General features: G+C 56.1%; 17 protein-coding genes and 1 pseudogene. 12 read left to right on the plus strand and 6 right to left on the minus strand.

The window, feature by feature from the left end; genetic code table 11:
- Window positions 1-35: 35 nt before the first annotated feature.
- A complete protein-coding gene (rsmB, locus tag AADW57_RS15945) occupies window positions 36-1,385 on the minus strand; it encodes a 16S rRNA (cytosine(967)-C(5))-methyltransferase RsmB (protein WP_341667870.1) in 1,350 nt (449 codons plus the stop codon).
- 157 nt (window positions 1,386-1,542) lie between these two features.
- Between rsmB and rimO the strand changes: the two genes are divergently transcribed.
- The 6 genes from rimO to AADW57_RS15975 all read left to right on the plus strand — a co-directional run bounded on the left by rimO (window position 1,543) and on the right by AADW57_RS15975 (window position 8,385).
- Window positions 1,543-2,862, plus strand: a complete 1,320-nt coding sequence (gene rimO / locus AADW57_RS15950) for a 30S ribosomal protein S12 methylthiotransferase RimO (protein WP_341667871.1) — start codon at window positions 1,543-1,545, stop codon at window positions 2,860-2,862.
- A 68-nt stretch (window positions 2,863-2,930) separates the two neighbouring features.
- Window positions 2,931-4,598 (plus strand): sulfatase-like hydrolase/transferase, encoded by a 1,668-nt coding sequence (locus AADW57_RS15955; RefSeq protein WP_341667872.1) that lies wholly within the window; start codon window positions 2,931-2,933, stop codon window positions 4,596-4,598.
- A gap of 32 nt (window positions 4,599-4,630) precedes the next feature.
- Window positions 4,631-5,155, plus strand: a complete 525-nt coding sequence (locus tag AADW57_RS15960) for a gamma carbonic anhydrase family protein (protein ID WP_341667873.1) — start codon at window positions 4,631-4,633, stop codon at window positions 5,153-5,155.
- Between the two features lie 34 nt (window positions 5,156-5,189).
- Window positions 5,190-6,197, plus strand: coding sequence for a UDP-glucose 4-epimerase GalE (gene galE / locus AADW57_RS15965; protein WP_341667874.1), 1,008 nt, complete (start codon window positions 5,190-5,192; stop codon window positions 6,195-6,197).
- A 124-nt stretch (window positions 6,198-6,321) separates the two neighbouring features.
- The gene (locus AADW57_RS15970; RefSeq protein WP_341667875.1) at window positions 6,322-7,086 is read left to right on the plus strand and encodes a maleate cis-trans isomerase family protein; all 765 of its coding nucleotides are present in this window, start codon (window positions 6,322-6,324) and stop codon (window positions 7,084-7,086) included.
- 411 nt (window positions 7,087-7,497) lie between these two features.
- Window positions 7,498-8,385 carry a LysR family transcriptional regulator gene (locus AADW57_RS15975; protein WP_341667876.1) on the plus strand — a complete coding sequence of 296 codons (888 nt, stop codon included), beginning with the start codon at window positions 7,498-7,500 and terminating at the stop codon, window positions 8,383-8,385.
- Between the two features lie 9 nt (window positions 8,386-8,394).
- On the opposite strand, the gene AADW57_RS15980 is transcribed toward AADW57_RS15975, so the two are convergent.
- Both AADW57_RS15980 and AADW57_RS15985 read right to left on the minus strand, forming a co-directional pair.
- Window positions 8,395-8,610 carry a hypothetical protein gene (locus tag AADW57_RS15980; RefSeq protein ID WP_341667878.1) on the minus strand — a complete coding sequence of 72 codons (216 nt, stop codon included), beginning with the start codon at window positions 8,608-8,610 and terminating at the stop codon, window positions 8,395-8,397.
- A 40-nt stretch (window positions 8,611-8,650) separates the two neighbouring features.
- Window positions 8,651-9,013: a TetR/AcrR family transcriptional regulator gene (locus AADW57_RS15985; RefSeq protein WP_341667879.1), complete on the minus strand. Its 363-nt coding sequence runs from the start codon at window positions 9,011-9,013 to the stop codon at window positions 8,651-8,653.
- Window positions 9,014-9,457: 444 nt separating this feature from the next.
- On the opposite strand from AADW57_RS15985, the gene AADW57_RS15990 reads away from it, so the two are divergent.
- The 5 genes and pseudogenes from AADW57_RS15990 to AADW57_RS16795 form a co-directional block, all read left to right on the plus strand.
- The gene (locus tag AADW57_RS15990) at window positions 9,458-9,769 is read left to right on the plus strand and encodes a hypothetical protein (protein WP_341667880.1); all 312 of its coding nucleotides are present in this window, start codon (window positions 9,458-9,460) and stop codon (window positions 9,767-9,769) included.
- Window positions 9,770-10,227: 458 nt separating this feature from the next.
- The gene (locus AADW57_RS15995) at window positions 10,228-10,617 is read left to right on the plus strand and encodes a hypothetical protein (protein ID WP_341667881.1); all 390 of its coding nucleotides are present in this window, start codon (window positions 10,228-10,230) and stop codon (window positions 10,615-10,617) included.
- A 595-nt stretch (window positions 10,618-11,212) separates the two neighbouring features.
- The gene (locus tag AADW57_RS16000; RefSeq protein ID WP_341667882.1) at window positions 11,213-11,518 is read left to right on the plus strand and encodes an IS3 family transposase; all 306 of its coding nucleotides are present in this window, start codon (window positions 11,213-11,215) and stop codon (window positions 11,516-11,518) included.
- Between the two features lie 100 nt (window positions 11,519-11,618).
- Window positions 11,619-11,957 (plus strand): DDE-type integrase/transposase/recombinase, encoded by a 339-nt coding sequence (locus AADW57_RS16005; RefSeq protein WP_341667883.1) that lies wholly within the window; start codon window positions 11,619-11,621, stop codon window positions 11,955-11,957.
- Between the two features lie 12 nt (window positions 11,958-11,969).
- Window positions 11,970-12,191, plus strand: a pseudogene (locus AADW57_RS16795) (integrase core domain-containing protein); the annotation flags it as partial.
- A gap of 130 nt (window positions 12,192-12,321) precedes the next feature.
- Here AADW57_RS16795 and gabD read toward each other — a convergent pair.
- From gabD to hpaH, 3 genes are read right to left on the minus strand one after another with little or no spacing between them, the layout of a single operon-like run.
- A complete protein-coding gene (gene gabD, locus AADW57_RS16010) occupies window positions 12,322-13,788 on the minus strand; it encodes an NADP-dependent succinate-semialdehyde dehydrogenase (RefSeq protein WP_445819156.1) in 1,467 nt (488 codons plus the stop codon).
- Between the two features lie 9 nt (window positions 13,789-13,797).
- Complete coding sequence (gene hpaI / locus AADW57_RS16015) at window positions 13,798-14,604, minus strand: 4-hydroxy-2-oxoheptanedioate aldolase (RefSeq protein ID WP_341667885.1); 807 nt, start codon at window positions 14,602-14,604, stop codon at window positions 13,798-13,800.
- A gap of 22 nt (window positions 14,605-14,626) precedes the next feature.
- A complete protein-coding gene (gene hpaH, locus AADW57_RS16020; RefSeq protein WP_341667886.1) occupies window positions 14,627-15,430 on the minus strand; it encodes a 2-oxo-hept-4-ene-1,7-dioate hydratase in 804 nt (267 codons plus the stop codon).
- A 32-nt stretch (window positions 15,431-15,462) separates the two neighbouring features.
- Here hpaH and hpaR point away from each other — a divergent pair, with 32 nt between their 5' ends.
- The gene (gene hpaR, locus AADW57_RS16025) at window positions 15,463-15,897 is read left to right on the plus strand and encodes a homoprotocatechuate degradation operon regulator HpaR (protein ID WP_341667887.1); all 435 of its coding nucleotides are present in this window, start codon (window positions 15,463-15,465) and stop codon (window positions 15,895-15,897) included.
- Window positions 15,898-15,899 lie beyond the last annotated feature (2 nt).

The following is a 15,899-nucleotide window of genomic DNA, read 5'->3' on the forward strand; positions in this document are numbered from 1 at the left end:
AAGGAAAGGAGAAACAGTACCCGTATTGTGACAACTCAAGCACGGCGCGTAAATAAAGCATAAAAAAAGCCATCGCCATCAGCCAGCGAACGGCCCGGCACGCCGGGCAGAATCTGACCCGGCGAGGGCAACAGCTCGGCCTTGGGGTGGCGCGCCAGAAAAGCCTCGACCTGTTGCTGGCCTTCAGCCGGGAAAATCGAGCAAGTCGAATAAAGCATATGGCCGCCCACGCCCAAGGTCGACCACAGGGCACTGAGAATCGAGGCCTGCAGCCGGGCCGTATCCGCCACATCGGATTCGCGTCGTAGCCAGCGTATGTCAGGATGACGGCGCACAATGCCCGATGCCGTGCAAGGCACGTCCGCCAAAATCGCGTCAAAAGGCTTGCCGTCCCACCACTGATCGGGCCGCGCCGCATTGCCGCGCCGAATCTGCACTCGTTCGCCATCCAACCCCAGACGATGCAAGTTCTGCGACACTCGCTGCAAGCGCTCGGCGTCCGAGTCCAGCGCGGTCAGCTCCAGATCCGCCTGCTCCAGCAAATGCGCAGTTTTGCCGCCGGGTGCGGCGCATGCGTCAAGCACGCGCATGCCATCGCGTACCGGCAACAGCAGACCGGCCTGTTGGGCCGACCAGTCCTGCACCGACCACCAACCCAGATCGAAACCGGGGATCGCATGCACCGGCAGAGCTTTATCAAGAGTGACAGCCCCCGTTCCGGGCGAACTCGACGCAATGCCGGCTTCGTCCAGCACCGCCCGCAACCGCTCCACCGTGCACCGCCGCTGATTAACACGCAAGGTCATAGGGCCGGGGCGATTCGCCGCCTCCAGCAATGCCTCCCAATCGCGGGGGTAGGCGCGGCGCAATTCTTTGACCCACCAGCCGGGATGATTCCACCGGGCTTCTGGACGGGACTCGACCTGCGCTAAAATGGCGTCGCGCTCACGCGTAAAACGACGCAGCACACCATTAACCAAGCCCTTGGATTGACGCAGCGCCGCCTGGCTGTCGGCGGCACGCACGGCCTGATCCACCACGGTATGCACCGCGTAGACAGGCACGTCGGGCCGATCGGCAAAAGCGTCAGGGTCGGCCTGCACGCGCATGGCCGTATCCAGCAAGGCCAAGGACACCATCAGCAAGGCATCCAGCCAGGCATTGCCCGGCTGACGCGGCACCAGGGTAATGCGTATCTGGCGCGCATGCCCCAGACGGCGCAGCACATGAAAGCTAATGGATTGCACGGCCGCCCGGGCAGGTGCCGGCGTGGCGGCCAGACTGTCGGACAAGGACTTGCCCGCCAGCACGCCTTCAATATGGCGGGCGCTAAGCAGCAGGACTTCGGACAAGGGCAAAGATGGAGAAGAGTGCGTGTCGGACACAGGAAAACCGATAGTAAAGAAAATATGTCTGCGACTTTAGCACTAATTGCCACATTGCCCGGGCCGCACACCAAAGATCGGCGCGCATGAGCGCGACGGACGTTAAAATCAAGCCAATTTCCCAATTTCGAGCCGTAAGGCTCCTGAAGGACCTTTTATGACCGCCCCAAAAGTCGGATTCGTGAGCCTGGGCTGCCCCAAGGCACTGGTAGACTCCGAACGCATCCTGACCCAGCTGCGCACCGACGGCTACCAGATCACCCCCAGCTACGACAACGCCGACGTAGTGGTGGTCAATACCTGTGGCTTTATTGACAGCGCCAAGGCCGAATCTCTGGAAGCCATTGGCGAAGCCTTGGCCGAAAACGGCCGGGTCATTGTCACCGGCTGCATGGGCGTAGACGAAGGCCTGATCCGCGAGGTGCATCCTTCGGTTCTGTCCGTTTCCGGCCCGCAGCAGTACGAACAAGTGCTGCGCGCTGTGCGCGAAGCCGCCCCGCCGTCGCTGGACCACAATCCCTACATTGATCTGGTGCCCCCGCAAGGCATCAAGTTGACCCCGCGCCACTACGCCTATCTGAAGATATCCGAAGGCTGCAACCACAGTTGCAGCTTCTGTATCATCCCGTCCATGCGCGGCAAACTGGTCAGCCGCCCCGTGGGAGACGTATTGGGCGAGGCCGAGCGTCTGGTCAAGGCCGGCGTCAAGGAACTGCTGGTTATCTCCCAGGACACCAGTGCCTACGGCGTGGACATCCGCCAACGCACCGGCTTTTGGAACGGCCGCCCCGTCAAAAGCAGCATGGTGGACCTGAGCGCCGCCCTGTCCGAGCTGGGTGCCTGGGTACGGCTGCACTATGTTTACCCCTACCCGCACGTAGATAACATCATCCCCTTAATGGCCGAAGGCAAAGTGCTGCCTTATCTGGATATTCCGTTCCAGCACGCCAGCCCATCGGTACTGCGCGCCATGAAACGCCCGGCATTCGAGGACCGCACCCTGTCGCGCATCAAGCAGTGGCGTCAGGACTGCCCGGATCTGACTATCCGCTCTACCTTTATCGTAGGCTTTCCCGGCGAAACCGAGGACGACTTCCAATACCTGCTGGACTGGATGAGCGAGGCCCAACTGGATCGCGTCGGCTGTTTCCAGTACTCGCCGGTAGAAGGCGCGCCCGCCAACAAACTGGATGGCGTGGTTCCTGACGAAATCAAGCAAGAACGCTGGGAACGCTTTATGGAGCACCAGCAAGCCATCTCCACCGCCCGCCTAGCCGCCAAGGTAGGCCGCGAAATGGATGTGCTGATCGACGAAATCGACGAAGACGGCGATGCCATCGGCCGCTCCAGCGCCGATGCGCCCGAAATCGACGGCAACGTATTCATTACCAGCCCGCAAACGCTGGAACCCGGCCAGATGGTACGCGTGCGCATTACCGATTCCAGCGAATACGATCTGTTCGCTGAGGCAGTTTGATTACAGGCCATTTTCTCTAGCTCGTTCGCCAACTCCCCGGCCCTACTACCGGGGAGTGCTGTTATTACATGAAAAAAACTCTGTTCATCGATTTTGCCGTCGTCACCGCACTGGCATTTTTTCAGCACTATCTTCTGCAGGATCATCTGAACTTCATTTTCCTGGACGATGCAGGAAACTATCGCTGGGTGCCTCTTGCCTTGTCCATAGCCCCACTGTTCGCGCTTTATTTTCTTCTAAGGACATTGTTGCCCTGCCTGGCTGCAGCAGCAGTCGCGGCTGGCACGACATTTCTGCTGACCAAAATCAACACGACCAAACAGGCATTAACCACCGCACCGTTGTCTTGGAGCGACATTACCCGCACCGACAATTTTTCGGTGATTCCACACTACATAAACCTGCACCATGTGATCTACATTGCCCTGGTTATCGTTAGCATTATTGCGCTATCGCGTGTTGATAAGACCCAACGATTGAAAGTCACCGGCTTAATGCTGGCTTTGCTTTTAGGAGCAGTCTCACTGCACCCTTACTTCACGGGTCTTAACAATCGCCTCAGCCAGCACGTTAAATTCGAACTGACACGCCAGGACGTGAATTATGTCGTTTGGGATTGGCCAGTCAACATCCGTAAAAACGGACTGCTGACACACTTGATCCAAACTAGTCAGCGTCGCATTCCCCCTCTCCCCACCCCCCATGAGCAAGAGCAATTCTCCATTCTGAGCGTCCAGCAAACGCCAGCCCTTGCGGCCCCATCCAATATTATCATCATCTTGTGCGAGGCCTGCTGGCATGACGAACAGCATTTCAAAGCGGCATTTCAGCCACTTGTTCAGACCGGCTTCAAGGCTTTTCGGGGGATATCGCCCGTCTATGGCGGGGGTACCGTCAATGCGTCTTTCGAACTGCTGACCGGGCTACCCGCAAACGGAGCCCTGAACGGGATAATTTACCAGGAATACACGCAGTTATTGGCGCCTAATGTGCAAAGCTGGCCCAGGGCTCTGGAGCAGGCGGGCTATGCCAGCATTTCTTTGCACAACCATTACCGCCAGTTTTGGAATCGAGACATCATTAATCGAAAACTCGGCTTCCGCCAGTTCGTCTCGTTGGAAGACATGAATTACGAGGGCCCTATCTGGGCAAATGACAATATTTTGTTTAAGTCTGCGCTAGAGCGAATAGGTCGAGGCAGATTGCCTCACTTCCAGTTCATTACAACCGTATCTACACATGGTAGATACGAACCTAAAAATGGAGATGACGGCGAAGGCGAATATGAATCCAAGCTAACTCTAGCTATCTCCGAAGTCGCTGATTTTTCAAAAAAACTGCTACAACATGCACCCGACTCCATGATTTTGGTTGTAGGAGACCATAAGCCTGGCCTAACACGGTTTTTTCATCGCGAGCGAATTTTTCAGGACGAGCATTTCTTTAACACAGGCTCCGGCAACGATGATTATCTATTTAAGTACTCGACTCCCCAATCCATGTTGGGCGATGTACCAGGCTACATTTACTATAAGGACCGTGACCTCAGTGAGCTCTTGAATCATCAACCTTTCTTCTGCCTGACACAAATACTCAACGAAGCCTCGATACGCATCGCGCTTCCTGCGTTCAACTATGCACAGCATCAAGCCATCTGTTCCCCCAATACATCACTGACCTATACTCAACGTAGCAACTCCTATCCCGACTGGCTGTATTCAGCGTCCTTATTCTGACCCTGAACATCTAATGTTCCGCAAGAAACCCTATGCCTATCTATCAACTAGATCAACTGTCCCCAATCATCAATAGCTCCAGCTATATCGCTGAACAAGCTATGGTGATCGGTAATGTCATACTGAAAGAAGGCACCAGCGTATGGCCAGGCGCCGTCATCCGCGGCGACAACGAGACCATCACCGTGGGCGCCGGCTCCAATGTGCAGGAAGGCGCGGTGCTGCATACCGACCCAGGTTTTCCGCTGGATATCGGCGAGCACGTCACCATCGGCCACCAGGCCATGCTGCACGGCTGCACCATCGGCGACGGGGCCTTGATCGGCATTCAGGCCGTGGTGCTGAACGGCGCCGTCATCGGACGCGACTGCCTGGTGGGCGCGGGCGCTCTGGTTACTGAAGGCAAGGTCTTTCCCGAGCGCAGCCTGATCATCGGCTCGCCCGCCAAGGCCGTTCGCACCCTGAGCGATGACGATGTGGCCAAGCTGCGGCGCAATGCCCAGGTCTATGCTGAACGCGCGGCGCACTACAAGACGGCGCTCAAGCGCCTGGACTAACCCCTTCACCGTCATCTTATTGGAGACGTATCCGATGACCCGCAAGATTCTCGTCACCGGTGGAACCGGTTTCATTGGTTCCCACACCTGCCTTGAACTGATCGCCGACGGCTATCAGGTCCTGGTATTGGACAATCTGTCCAACAGCCAGGAAAGCGTGCTGGATGCGCTTGAGCAGATCAGCGGAGTCCGGCCCGAGTTCATCCGCGGCGACATCCGCGACCGCGTCCTGCTGGACCGCATTTTCCAAGAACACGACATTGCCGCCGTCATCCATTTTGCCGGTTTGAAGGCCGTCGGCGAATCCGTTTCCCAGCCGCTGAACTACTACGACAACAATATCGCCGGCACCGTCACCCTGATGCAGGCCATGCAGCAGGCCGACGTGCGCAGCCTGGTGTTTTCGTCCTCGGCCACCGTTTACGGCGATCCGCAGCAGCTTCCCATTCCCGAAGACCACCCTCTGTCGGCCACCAATCCTTACGGCCACACCAAGCTGGTCCTGGAAGAGATCATAGGCAACGTCTACCAAAGCGAGCCCGGCTGGCACATCGGATTGCTGCGCTACTTCAACCCCGTGGGTGCACATCCATCCGGGCTGATCGGCGAGGCCCCGCAAGGCGTGCCCAACAACCTGATGCCGTATATTGCCCAAGTGGCCAGCGGGCAACGTGAGCAAGTCCAGGTCTTCGGTCAGGACTACGACACACCCGACGGCACGGGGGTGCGCGACTACATCCACGTCATGGACCTGGCCCAGGGTCATGTCGCCGCCTTGCGCTACCTGCAAGAGAACAAGCCCGAGTTGCTGGCCGTGAACCTGGGCACCGGCCGCGGTTACTCCGTACTGGAAATGATCCAGGCGTTCGCTCGCAGCAGCGGCCGCGATATCCCCTACACCATTGCACCACGCCGTCCCGGCGACATTGCCTCCTGCTGGGCCGACACCCGGCTGGCCCGCGAAAAGCTGAACTGGACCGCGGACAAGGACATCCAGGAAATGTGCGATGACGCCTGGCGCTGGCAGGCGACCCGATCCTGACCAAGCAACGTGCCATCGCCATTGGCGATGGCACGTTGACAGATGATTGATTTGCAAGGGGGAAAGCGGCCTCTAGAATGACCCTGTCAATCTAAAAACCTCCTTCATCCAGAGACAGCCCGCTATGAAAACCTACCGTATCGGCCAGATCGTTCCCAGCTCCAACACCACCATGGAAACCGAGATTCCTGCCATGCTGCAGGCGCGCTACGCCGAGTTTCCCGAAGAACGCTTCACCTTCCACTCCTCGCGCATGCGCATGATGCAAGTGAACCCCGAGGAACTGAAGGCCATGGACATCGCCAGCGACCGCTGCGCTGTCGAACTGAGCGATGCGCGCATGAGCGTCATGGCCTACGCCTGCCTGGTCGCCATCATGGCCCAGGGCGACGGTTACCACCGCGCCTCGCAGGCCCGCCTGCAGAACACCGTGAAAGAAAACGGCGTGGAAATCCCCGTGCTGAGCTCGGCCGGCGCACTGGTGGATACGCTGAAAGAATTCGGCTACAAAAAAGTCTCCATCATCACTCCTTACATGAAGCCGCTGACCAAGCGCGTGGCCGACTACATCGAAGCCGAAGGCATCGAAGTCCAGGACTCCATCAGCCTGGAAGTGTCGGACAACCTGGAAGTGGGCCTGCTGAACCCTGAAAACCTGCTGGAACACGTTCAGCGCCTAAACCACGACGGCGTAGACGCCGTGATCCTGTCCGCCTGCGTGCAGATGCCTTCCCTGCCGGCCATCCAGCGCGCTCAGGACCTGATCGGCAAGCCCGTGCTGTCCGCCGCTGTCTGCACCGTGTACCAGATGCTCAAGACCCTGGGTCTGGAAACGCGTGTGCCCAACGCCGGTCACATTCTGTCCGGCGCCAAGCCCCAGCAGGCCTGATCGCTCGCTACCCCGCCCATCGTATCCAGCCCTGCCGGCACAATGCCAGCAGGGTTTTTTTATGGCTCTTCGAAGAATTCCTGGAGCCAATTGACCAAGTCGATGACAAACAGGCTTTTTGAAGACGCCATTCAAGGCGCAGCACGCTCGGACGGCTCAAAACACCGACGACATAGCCCCAGCTATACATAGCCATACCCAACAGAACATTCAGCGGATGGCTGATACCTGGTACAGCGTACGCAAACGTCCCGCCCGCCCCAAATGGCCCGCCCCATACAAAGGAATCCCCGGTATTGAGCGCAGAACCTTTTTTATGGCCGATCACATTAAAAACACGCCAAAGATAAAGGTCCAGCCACCACCTCGCGCATCCAGGTCAGGCGCACGAAAAAAAGATATGATGCCTGCATGAAACTTGACCTTCTGACCCTAAAACTGTTTGTCCGGGTACTGGAAGAAGGCACGATCAGCCAGGCGGCCGAACGCGAACACATTGCCGCCGCCGCCGTCAGCCGCCGCATCGCCGACCTGGAACAGTCCCTGCACACCACCTTGCTGGTACGCACCAACAAAGGCGTCAGCCCTACCGCAGCGGGGCTGGAGCTGCTGTATCGTTCGCGTGCCCTGCTCAACAGTGCGCAAGACATCGAATCGCATCTGCTGGCCTATTCGCAAGGCCAACAAGGCCTGGTCCACATTCTGGCCAATACCTCGGCCATCTCACAATTTCTGCCCACGCCGCTAGGACTGTTTGGCCGGCAGCATCCCGGCATCCACTTGCAACTGGAAGAAAAAACCAGCCTGGACATTATCCGCGCACTGGCCGAGGGCAAAGCCGACCTGGGCGTCTTTACCCGCTTGCCCTACGATGCAGACATCCAGGCCTATCCGTTTCGCAGCGACAAGCTGGTGGTGCTGGTTCCGAACGACCACCCCCTGGCCTGCCATGAGCGGCTGCGATTCGAGCAGACCCTGGAGCATGAACAGATCACGCTGCTGCCGGGTACACAGATCAATTACCAGATCACCAAGGTCGCCATGGAAGCCAATCGCTCCGTGCGCGTGCGCACGGAGGTCTCGGGCTACGATGCCATGTGCCTGCTGGTCAATGCCGGCATGGGCATTGCCATACTGCCGCGCGAAAGCGCCCGCATCTATCATGTTCCCAACACACGCATGCTTGAGCTGGACGAAGACTGGAGCCAGCGCGAACTGCTGATCGGCGTGCGCCGACACCGGGAACTGCAGCCCAGCGCCCAGACTCTGCTGAACTTTCTGCTGGGCAGCCCCGCCTGAGACCATCCATCAGTCGATCTTTCTGACAGGTACCCACACGGCCGGAGCCTGCAGCCCTGCCGTCACAAAAGCCACGATCTGTTCGAAGACCTCGCCGGTATCGTTCGGGTCATACACAACGGGGGCCAGTTCCTCCAGGCGATGCGTATCAGAAAACGCATACATATACGCCCCTATCATCAGCACCATGCGCCAATACGCATCGCAAGCCGGCAGTTGCGGCAATATTTCTTCCAGCAATTTAACGTAGGCACGGGTGGAGGCGTCATGCGCCTCGTTGCGCGAGCTTATAGGAAATCTCTGCCAGCTCCGTGTGCAAGCGGGCTTGTAGACCCAAAAAACGCCGGCCGCCCTCTGTGTCACGCAAGGCGATGGTGGGTGCCAGAAAAGCGCGTACCACGCCCTCCAACGGTGCCGTGCGCGGCGCGGCACGCAATTGTTCCAGACCCAGCAAACGCTCGTCGGAAATCAAGCGGCCCCGGCGTATGAAGACGGCTTTGTACAGACCGTATTTGGAGCCGAAATAGTAGTTGATCAAGGCCTGCGTTATAGCGGTGCGCTGCGCAATGATGCGCAAAGTCGTGCCCGCGTAGCCGGTTTCCGAAAATGCCTGCTCGGCTGCATCCAATATGCGCTCGGACGCATTGTCGCAGACGCATTTCTTATATTTTTGCTCTAAATAGTTTACATACAAACAAATCCACGCACATAGAAAAATCCTTATTTCCATCCAAATCATGGATTTGACCGCCGCATAGCCCGGTTTTCCGTTACAAGCTTGTCAAGCGCCCAAGAACCACTCCACACCCTGCTTACCATCAGCCTCCAAGGCTCTGGCTCAACCCTAACTTTACGAGATTTGTCTTCGTAACAACCGATGAGGCCTGCGTGTCCAGTCCACAGAAGTCGTCGAATCTGTTTACCGTTACATTCATGCGTGACGCGGGCAAATCGTAGTAAAAAATGTGTTAAGGAAAAAACAATCAAGCAACTAAATAAAAAAAAGAAATAAAGAAAAAAGAAAACAAACTTGATAAAAAAAACAATCAATGCAACGATCACAGAAGACAAAATGATTGCACTTAAAATCATGATCAATTTCTTATATTTAAAAAGAAGAATTCTCCCAAAAAATGCATTGAATCAAAAATATTTGAATGGCAAGAAATTGAACATACAATCCAAAAATTGGAATTCAAGCGAAAATATATCCATAGCACAAAAAGAATATAGACAAAAATCCATACACAGAGGAAAATCAAAAAAAAACAGAAAAGGAATTAAAACATCACAACAAAAAATCAATGACTTACTTAGAGAAAGCACACCACTGATATTAGATAATATTGACAAGAAACACAATAAGATCAACGGAAATCAATAAAGAAATACCTGAAGAAATAAAATTAGAAATAAGCAAAAAAATGAATATATGAAATTAACCCAGGAAATATCAAGAAAAAATGATTCTTTTGAATATTTAGAACACCTTATCAAAAAGGATTGAAAATGAGATTATTCAACGAAGAAGAAGTTAGGTGGATTTCAAATGGAGTAGATTGCAGAGGAACAATATAAAAATCCCAAACACCAACACAATCAGGAATATATATACAAAACAACGAAAACAATTCTTCAACCATAGAAATTAGCGTGGGCGGGAATACAACCAGCCTCAACACTGGAATAGGGGTTGCTTGTAAAATCATGTCAACCGGAGCTGGGACAATCGTACAAATACATTCAAAGAACAACACCATTGGGGCTGCAGTCTCATGACTGAAAAACAAAGGTTGCACCGCTTTAGGTGGTTACAGCACCCCTGACGGGGACGGATTCCAAATGAAATTCCTTTTCGCCAAAAGACTAATTTATTTTTCAATTATAATGGCCCTGAGCCTTATGCTATCTAAAGCCTATCCAAATTTATTTGAAACCACCACAAAAGCCGCTATATCATTTATTTCAACGGCTATTTTTTTATGGATAGGGGAATATTTTTTCTACAAAAAAGAAAATGAAAAACTGAAAAAATATCTTAAAAATAAAATAGAGTTGCTTATTTTTTTTATAGGTATAGTTTTAATATCAGCAGGATACATAAAAAATAATTTCGCCTTATTGGAATTTGGCTATTATTCAGCTTTTTTTGGACCCTATATAGGATTAAACCACAAAGGGATAAACTCTTTTTCACAACAACAATGGCAAGAATCTACCAATAGGAAATAGCATTTAGAAGAAAAAATTCAGATTAGATGCATGAAAAAACCCTGAAAACCATACGCTCAGCTTTATCGGCTTAAACAAGATCTCCTCATGAACACCCTCCCCCCTGGAAATAAACTGCCCCCGAAGGTTGGACATTGCCCAACCTTCGGGGGCAGTTTATCTGACGAATTACGACGAGCGGCTTAAGCTGCGCGTAGTACGGCAGTGAACGCTTACCGAGCCCCTGGCCGGGCCGGGCTGCGCCGTAAAGGTGCACACTATGACGCCACATTCAAGCTCAAGGTGCTCGAGCGGATGTGGCGCGAGTAGTGGTCCCAGGCCCAAACAACGGCGGCGTTCGACATTCGCGGCGCGGCCCATATTGGCAAATAGGCGCGCCTGTATCATGCGGGTGGTATTGACGCCCTGCGGCCCCTTCGCAAGGGTCGCACCAAATCTCTGAAGCTCACGACCATGGACGCCAAGCACACAAAGCCCGCCCCCCCTTGAGCGAACTGGACGACAAACAGATCATTGCCCGGCAGAATCGGGAGCTGATCGGAGCTTGCTTACTTAAAAAAAATTGAGGGCCTTTCGTCAGGAAAAAGCGCGGGTCGTGCTCAAACTGAGGCAAGGCCACGCATTGGCTGTGCTGCTGAAGGTAGCCGGGCTGTCGCGCAGCACGTTTTACTACCAGTTGAACGCGCAACAGACAGGCGATCGCCAGGCCGCCTTGAAGGCGCGCATCCGCGCTCTGTACGCCCAGCATAAGGGGCGCTACGGTTATCGCCGGATCACCGCCGCCCTGCGCCAGGCCGGTAAGCACGTCAGCCACAAGGCTGTACAACGCATGATGCAGACACTCGGGTTGAAGTCCTTGGTGACCTGCCCCCGGAATCGTTGCCAACCTGACGCTGGATAAACAAATCCTGCAGGAGGTGGTGCGAAAAAAGTCTGGGGGCTGGAAAGTGGGCCAGAAACGTGTTTATCGACTCTATAGGCTGGAAGGACTGCAACTGCGGATGAAGGTCAAACGCCGCAAGCGTATCGCCCTGCTGCGCGACAAGTCGCCAGTGCCCACCGGGCCGAACCAGCACTGGAGCATGGATTTCGTTCATGACCAGATACTCGACAGGTGCCGCTTTCGCATTTGGGCCGTCATCGATCAATGGAGGCGCGAAAGTGTGTGTCTGGAGGCCAACTTTCGGCAGACTGGTCGCGCGGCTGGTCAGGCTTTGGATCGTTCCACTGTCCTGCGCGGATGGCCAAAATCCATCACTGCAGATAACGGGACGGAGTTCACATCGCGGGTCTTAGGCGACTGGGCATACCGGTGCGGCGTAAAACTCGATTACACGTGACCCGGCAAACCGACCAATAATGGCTTAATCGAGTCATTCAATGGTCGGCTGCGCGACGAATTCATGCACGTTAAGGAATTCGTCACGCTGTACGACCTGCGAGCAAAGATGAAGACTTGGTGGCACGACTACAACCATTATCGTCCCCACGGCTCGCTCGGCCACCTGCCCCCAAGCGAGTTCATCCAAAAGTGGTCAGTGAAACCCAAAGAGGCAACTCCTCTCCAGTTTTAAACCGTCCAATTTCCGGGGGTAGGTCAAGGCCTTCGGGCTCTAGACTCTGACCGTCCAACTATTGGGGGTCAGTTCATAAAGCCGGGTTCTAACCTTAAGGCAACCAAGGTCGCCGCAGGACTAAGCGGGACTAAACCCCGCCCATACACAGGTACTTCACGACCATATAGTCATCCAGGCCATAGAACGAGCCTTCGCGGCCCATGCCCGACTGCTTGACCCCGCCGAACGGCGCGGCGGCATTGGAGATCAGGCCGGTGTTGATACCCACCATGCCGTATTCCAGGGCATCAGCCACGCGCCAGACGCGGCTGATGTCGCGGCTGTAGAAGTAAGCCGCCAGACCGAAGATGGTGTCGTTGGCCTGGGCGATGACGTCCTCGTCGCTGCTGAAACGGAACAGCGGTGCCATGGGGCCGAAGGTTTCTTCCTGGGCCACCATCATGTCGGTGTTCGCATCGGCCACCACCGTCGGCAGGTAGTACTGGCCGCCTTGCTCGGGCTGCTTGCCCCCGGTCAGGATACGCCCGCCGCGCTGCACGGCATCGGCCACGTGCTCGCTGACCTTGGCCACCGCGGCCTCGTCGATCAGCGGCCCCTGAGTCACGCCCACTTCCAGGCCGTTGCCGACCTTGAGCTTTTCCACCGCCACCACCAATTTCTGCGCAAACGCGTCATACACCGAGTCATGAACGTAGAAACGGTTGGTACACACGCAGGTCTGACCCATATTGCGGTACTTGCTGGCCATCGCGCCTTCTACGGCGGCATCCAGATCCGCATCGTCAAAGACGATGAACGGCGCATTGCCGCCCAGCTCCAGCGACACCTTCTTGATCTGATCCGCACTTTGCGCCATCAGCGTGCGGCCCACTTCCGTGGAGCCGGTAAAGCTGACCTTGCGCACATCCGGATTGCTGGTCATCTCGCCGCCGATGGCGGAGGCGCTGCCGGTAATGACGGAAAACACGCCGTCAGGCACACCGGCTTGCTGTGCCAGCACGGCCAGCGCCAAAGCGGAATACGGCGTCTGACTGGCGGGTTTGACCACAATCGGGCAGCCGGCCGCCAGCGCCGCGCCGGCCTTGCGAGTAATCATGGACGAGGGAAAATTCCACGGTGTAATAGCCGCGCACACACCGATTGGCTCCTTGACCACCACGATGCGCTGCGTGCCGGAAGCAGCGGGAATCACATCACCGTAGGCACGCTTGCCTTCTTCGGCATACCACTCGAAGTACGATGCCGCATAGGCGATTTCGCCCTTGGCCTCAGCCAACGGCTTGCCCTGCTCCAACGTCATCAGCGTGGCCAAGTCGTCCTGGTGTGCCATCATCAACTCGAACCAGCGACGCAAAATCACGCTGCGCTGCTGGGCTGTCTTGGCGCGCCATCCGGCCCAGGCCTGACGCGCCGACTCGATGGCCCTGCGGGTTTCGTCCGCACCCATGCGCGGCACCGTACCCAAAGACTGCCCTGTCGCCGGATTATGCACGTCCAGCGTCTGGCCCGAATCAGCATCCTGCCATTGGCCGTTCACGAAACACTGTTGACGAAACAGGTCTTTGCGCTGCAATTGTTCCATTCTTGTCTCCAATTAATAGCTTCAGTAGGCGGCACCGGCCTGCACAGGCGCGCTGCTCACATCATCACGAAATTGCCCCAGCAAATCGGTGGCTGCGCGACGCAACAACACCGCGTCCACGCCCACGGCCACAAACTGCGCACCCAGCGACAAATAATGGCGAGCCGTCGCAACATCCGACTGCAAAATGCCAGGGGCCTTGCCCGCCTTGCGGATACGCACAATGGCATCTTCGATAGCAGCACGCACATCGGGGTGCCCCGGCTGGGTCAAATGCCCCATGCTGGCGGCCAGATCCGCTGGACCAATAAATACGCCATCCACGCCGTCCACCGCCAGGATCTCGTCCAGATTGGCTAAGGCTTCGGCCGTTTCCACCTGACACAGAACGCAAATCTCGTCATTGGCGCGCGCCAGGTAATCGCTTGTATCGCCCCACCGGGCGGCCCGGGCCAAAGCCGTGCCCACACCCCGAATTCCAGAAGGCGGATAACGCACCGCGGCCACTGCATCGCCCGCCTGCTGTGCGTTTTGCACCATAGGGATCAGCAGATTCTGGGCTCCGATATCCAGCAGCATCTTCAATTGCACCGGGTCATTCCAACTAGGGCGCACCACCGGCGCGACAGGATGAGCTGCCACGGCCTGCAACTGGGCCAGCAAAGTCTGCACCGTGTTGGGCACGTGCTCGCCATCGAGCAGCAGCCAGTCATAGCCCAGTCCGGCACACAGATCCGCGGTATAGGGACTGGCCAGTCCTTGCCACAGACCGATCTGGGCCTGTCCATCGCGCAACGCCTGTTTGAACAGATTCACGGGGTGCTTCATGTTTGATCCTTTAAGGCAGCGATTATTCAAAACGGCAATTAATGGTACCGAGTGCGCCATAGTCCGCGCAAAACACATCGCCTTTCTGTGCGAACACTGGACGGGTGAACGAACCCGACAGGATGACCTGACCGGCCTTCAGACTCACGCCCAAAGAACCTAACTTGTTGGCCAACCAGACCACGCCGTTACCCGGATGATTCAACACACCCAGCGCCAAGCCGGTTTCCTCGATAATGCCGTTACGCACCAGGCCAGCGCCTACCCAGCGCAGATCCAACGCATCCGCCTTTACCGGACGCCCACCCATGACAATCGCGGCATTGGCCGCATTATCCGAAATCGTGTCCAGCACTTTTCGAGTGACCTTGGTCTGCGGGTCAACCTGATGAAAGCGCGCATCAATAATTTCCAATGCGGGTACCACATACTCGGTGGCGCGCAGCACATCCATCAAGGTCACGCCCGGCCCTTTCAGGTCCGTACCCAACACGAAAGCCAGTTCGACCTCCACCCGTGGCACAATGAAACGCTCTATGGGCAAAGCTGCGCCGTCGGTATAGAACATATCGTCCAGCAACACGCCAAAATCGGGCTCGTTGATGTTAGAGGCCAGTTGCATGGCCCGTGACGTCAGGCCTACTTTATGTCCGCGCACCACACGCCCGTGGGCCACCTTGCGGCTGACCCAAGCATTCTGGATCGCGTAGGCATCGTCCATCGTCATGTCGGGGTACTGCAACGACACCTGCCGAATCTGCTGGCGCGACTGCTCGCTCGCGTCCAGTTGCGCCGCAATCTGTTCAATCACTTTAGAATCCATCACTTCATCCTCTTTGCATCAATTCGCCTGACGCCATGCCAAGCACATTCAAACACCGCAATCTGCCCCATCTATTCCTGTCCGCCCGGGAAGCGCTGATGCTGCGGTTCCGCCCCGTGCTGAACGAGGCCGGCATCAGCGAGCAACAATGGCGCGTCCTGCGCATTCTTTCCGATACGGACTCCTTGGACGCGGCCACCTTGGCCCAGCAGGCACAAATTCTGGCACCCAGCCTGACTCGCATGTTGCGTGGCCTAGAGCAGGCTGGACTGATCCAGCGCGGTGCCGACCCCACCGATCTGCGTCGCCAGGTCATACGGCTGAGCACACAAGGCAGGTACACGGTCACCGAATTAAGCCCACGCATCGAAGCCATCTACCAGGAACTAGAGCAGGCCATCGGACCGGAACTGCTGCAAGCCATCTACGACAAAATTGATCGCATGATCGAACGCATCCAGCAACCTTAGGC

The sequence above is a fragment of the Alcaligenes sp. SDU_A2 genome (genome assembly GCF_038237375.1).
GTDB lineage: Bacteria > Pseudomonadota > Gammaproteobacteria > Burkholderiales > Burkholderiaceae_B > Alcaligenes.

What these genes read in the sequence shown, in the direction of transcription:
- rimO (WP_341667871.1), top strand. Translation starts at nt 1,543, where the DNA reads ATGACCGCCCCAAAAGTCGGATTCGTGAGCCTGGGCTGCCCCAAGGCA.
- AADW57_RS15955 (WP_341667872.1), top strand. Translation starts at nt 2,931, where the DNA reads ATGAAAAAAACTCTGTTCATCGATTTTGCCGTCGTCACCGCACTGGCA.
- AADW57_RS15960 (WP_341667873.1), top strand. Translation starts at nt 4,631, where the DNA reads ATGCCTATCTATCAACTAGATCAACTGTCCCCAATCATCAATAGCTCC.
- galE (WP_341667874.1), top strand. Translation starts at nt 5,190, where the DNA reads ATGACCCGCAAGATTCTCGTCACCGGTGGAACCGGTTTCATTGGTTCC.
- AADW57_RS15970 (WP_341667875.1), top strand. Translation starts at nt 6,322, where the DNA reads ATGAAAACCTACCGTATCGGCCAGATCGTTCCCAGCTCCAACACCACC.
- AADW57_RS15975 (WP_341667876.1), top strand. Translation starts at nt 7,498, where the DNA reads ATGAAACTTGACCTTCTGACCCTAAAACTGTTTGTCCGGGTACTGGAA.
- AADW57_RS15990 (WP_341667880.1), top strand. Translation starts at nt 9,458, where the DNA reads ATGATTGCACTTAAAATCATGATCAATTTCTTATATTTAAAAAGAAGA.
- AADW57_RS15995 (WP_341667881.1), top strand. Translation starts at nt 10,228, where the DNA reads ATGAAATTCCTTTTCGCCAAAAGACTAATTTATTTTTCAATTATAATG.
- AADW57_RS16005 (WP_341667883.1), top strand. Translation starts at nt 11,619, where the DNA reads ATGAAGGTCAAACGCCGCAAGCGTATCGCCCTGCTGCGCGACAAGTCG.
- hpaI (WP_341667885.1), bottom strand. Translation starts at nt 14,604, where the DNA reads ATGAAGCACCCCGTGAATCTGTTCAAACAGGCGTTGCGCGATGGACAG.
- hpaR (WP_341667887.1), top strand. Translation starts at nt 15,463, where the DNA reads ATGCCAAGCACATTCAAACACCGCAATCTGCCCCATCTATTCCTGTCC.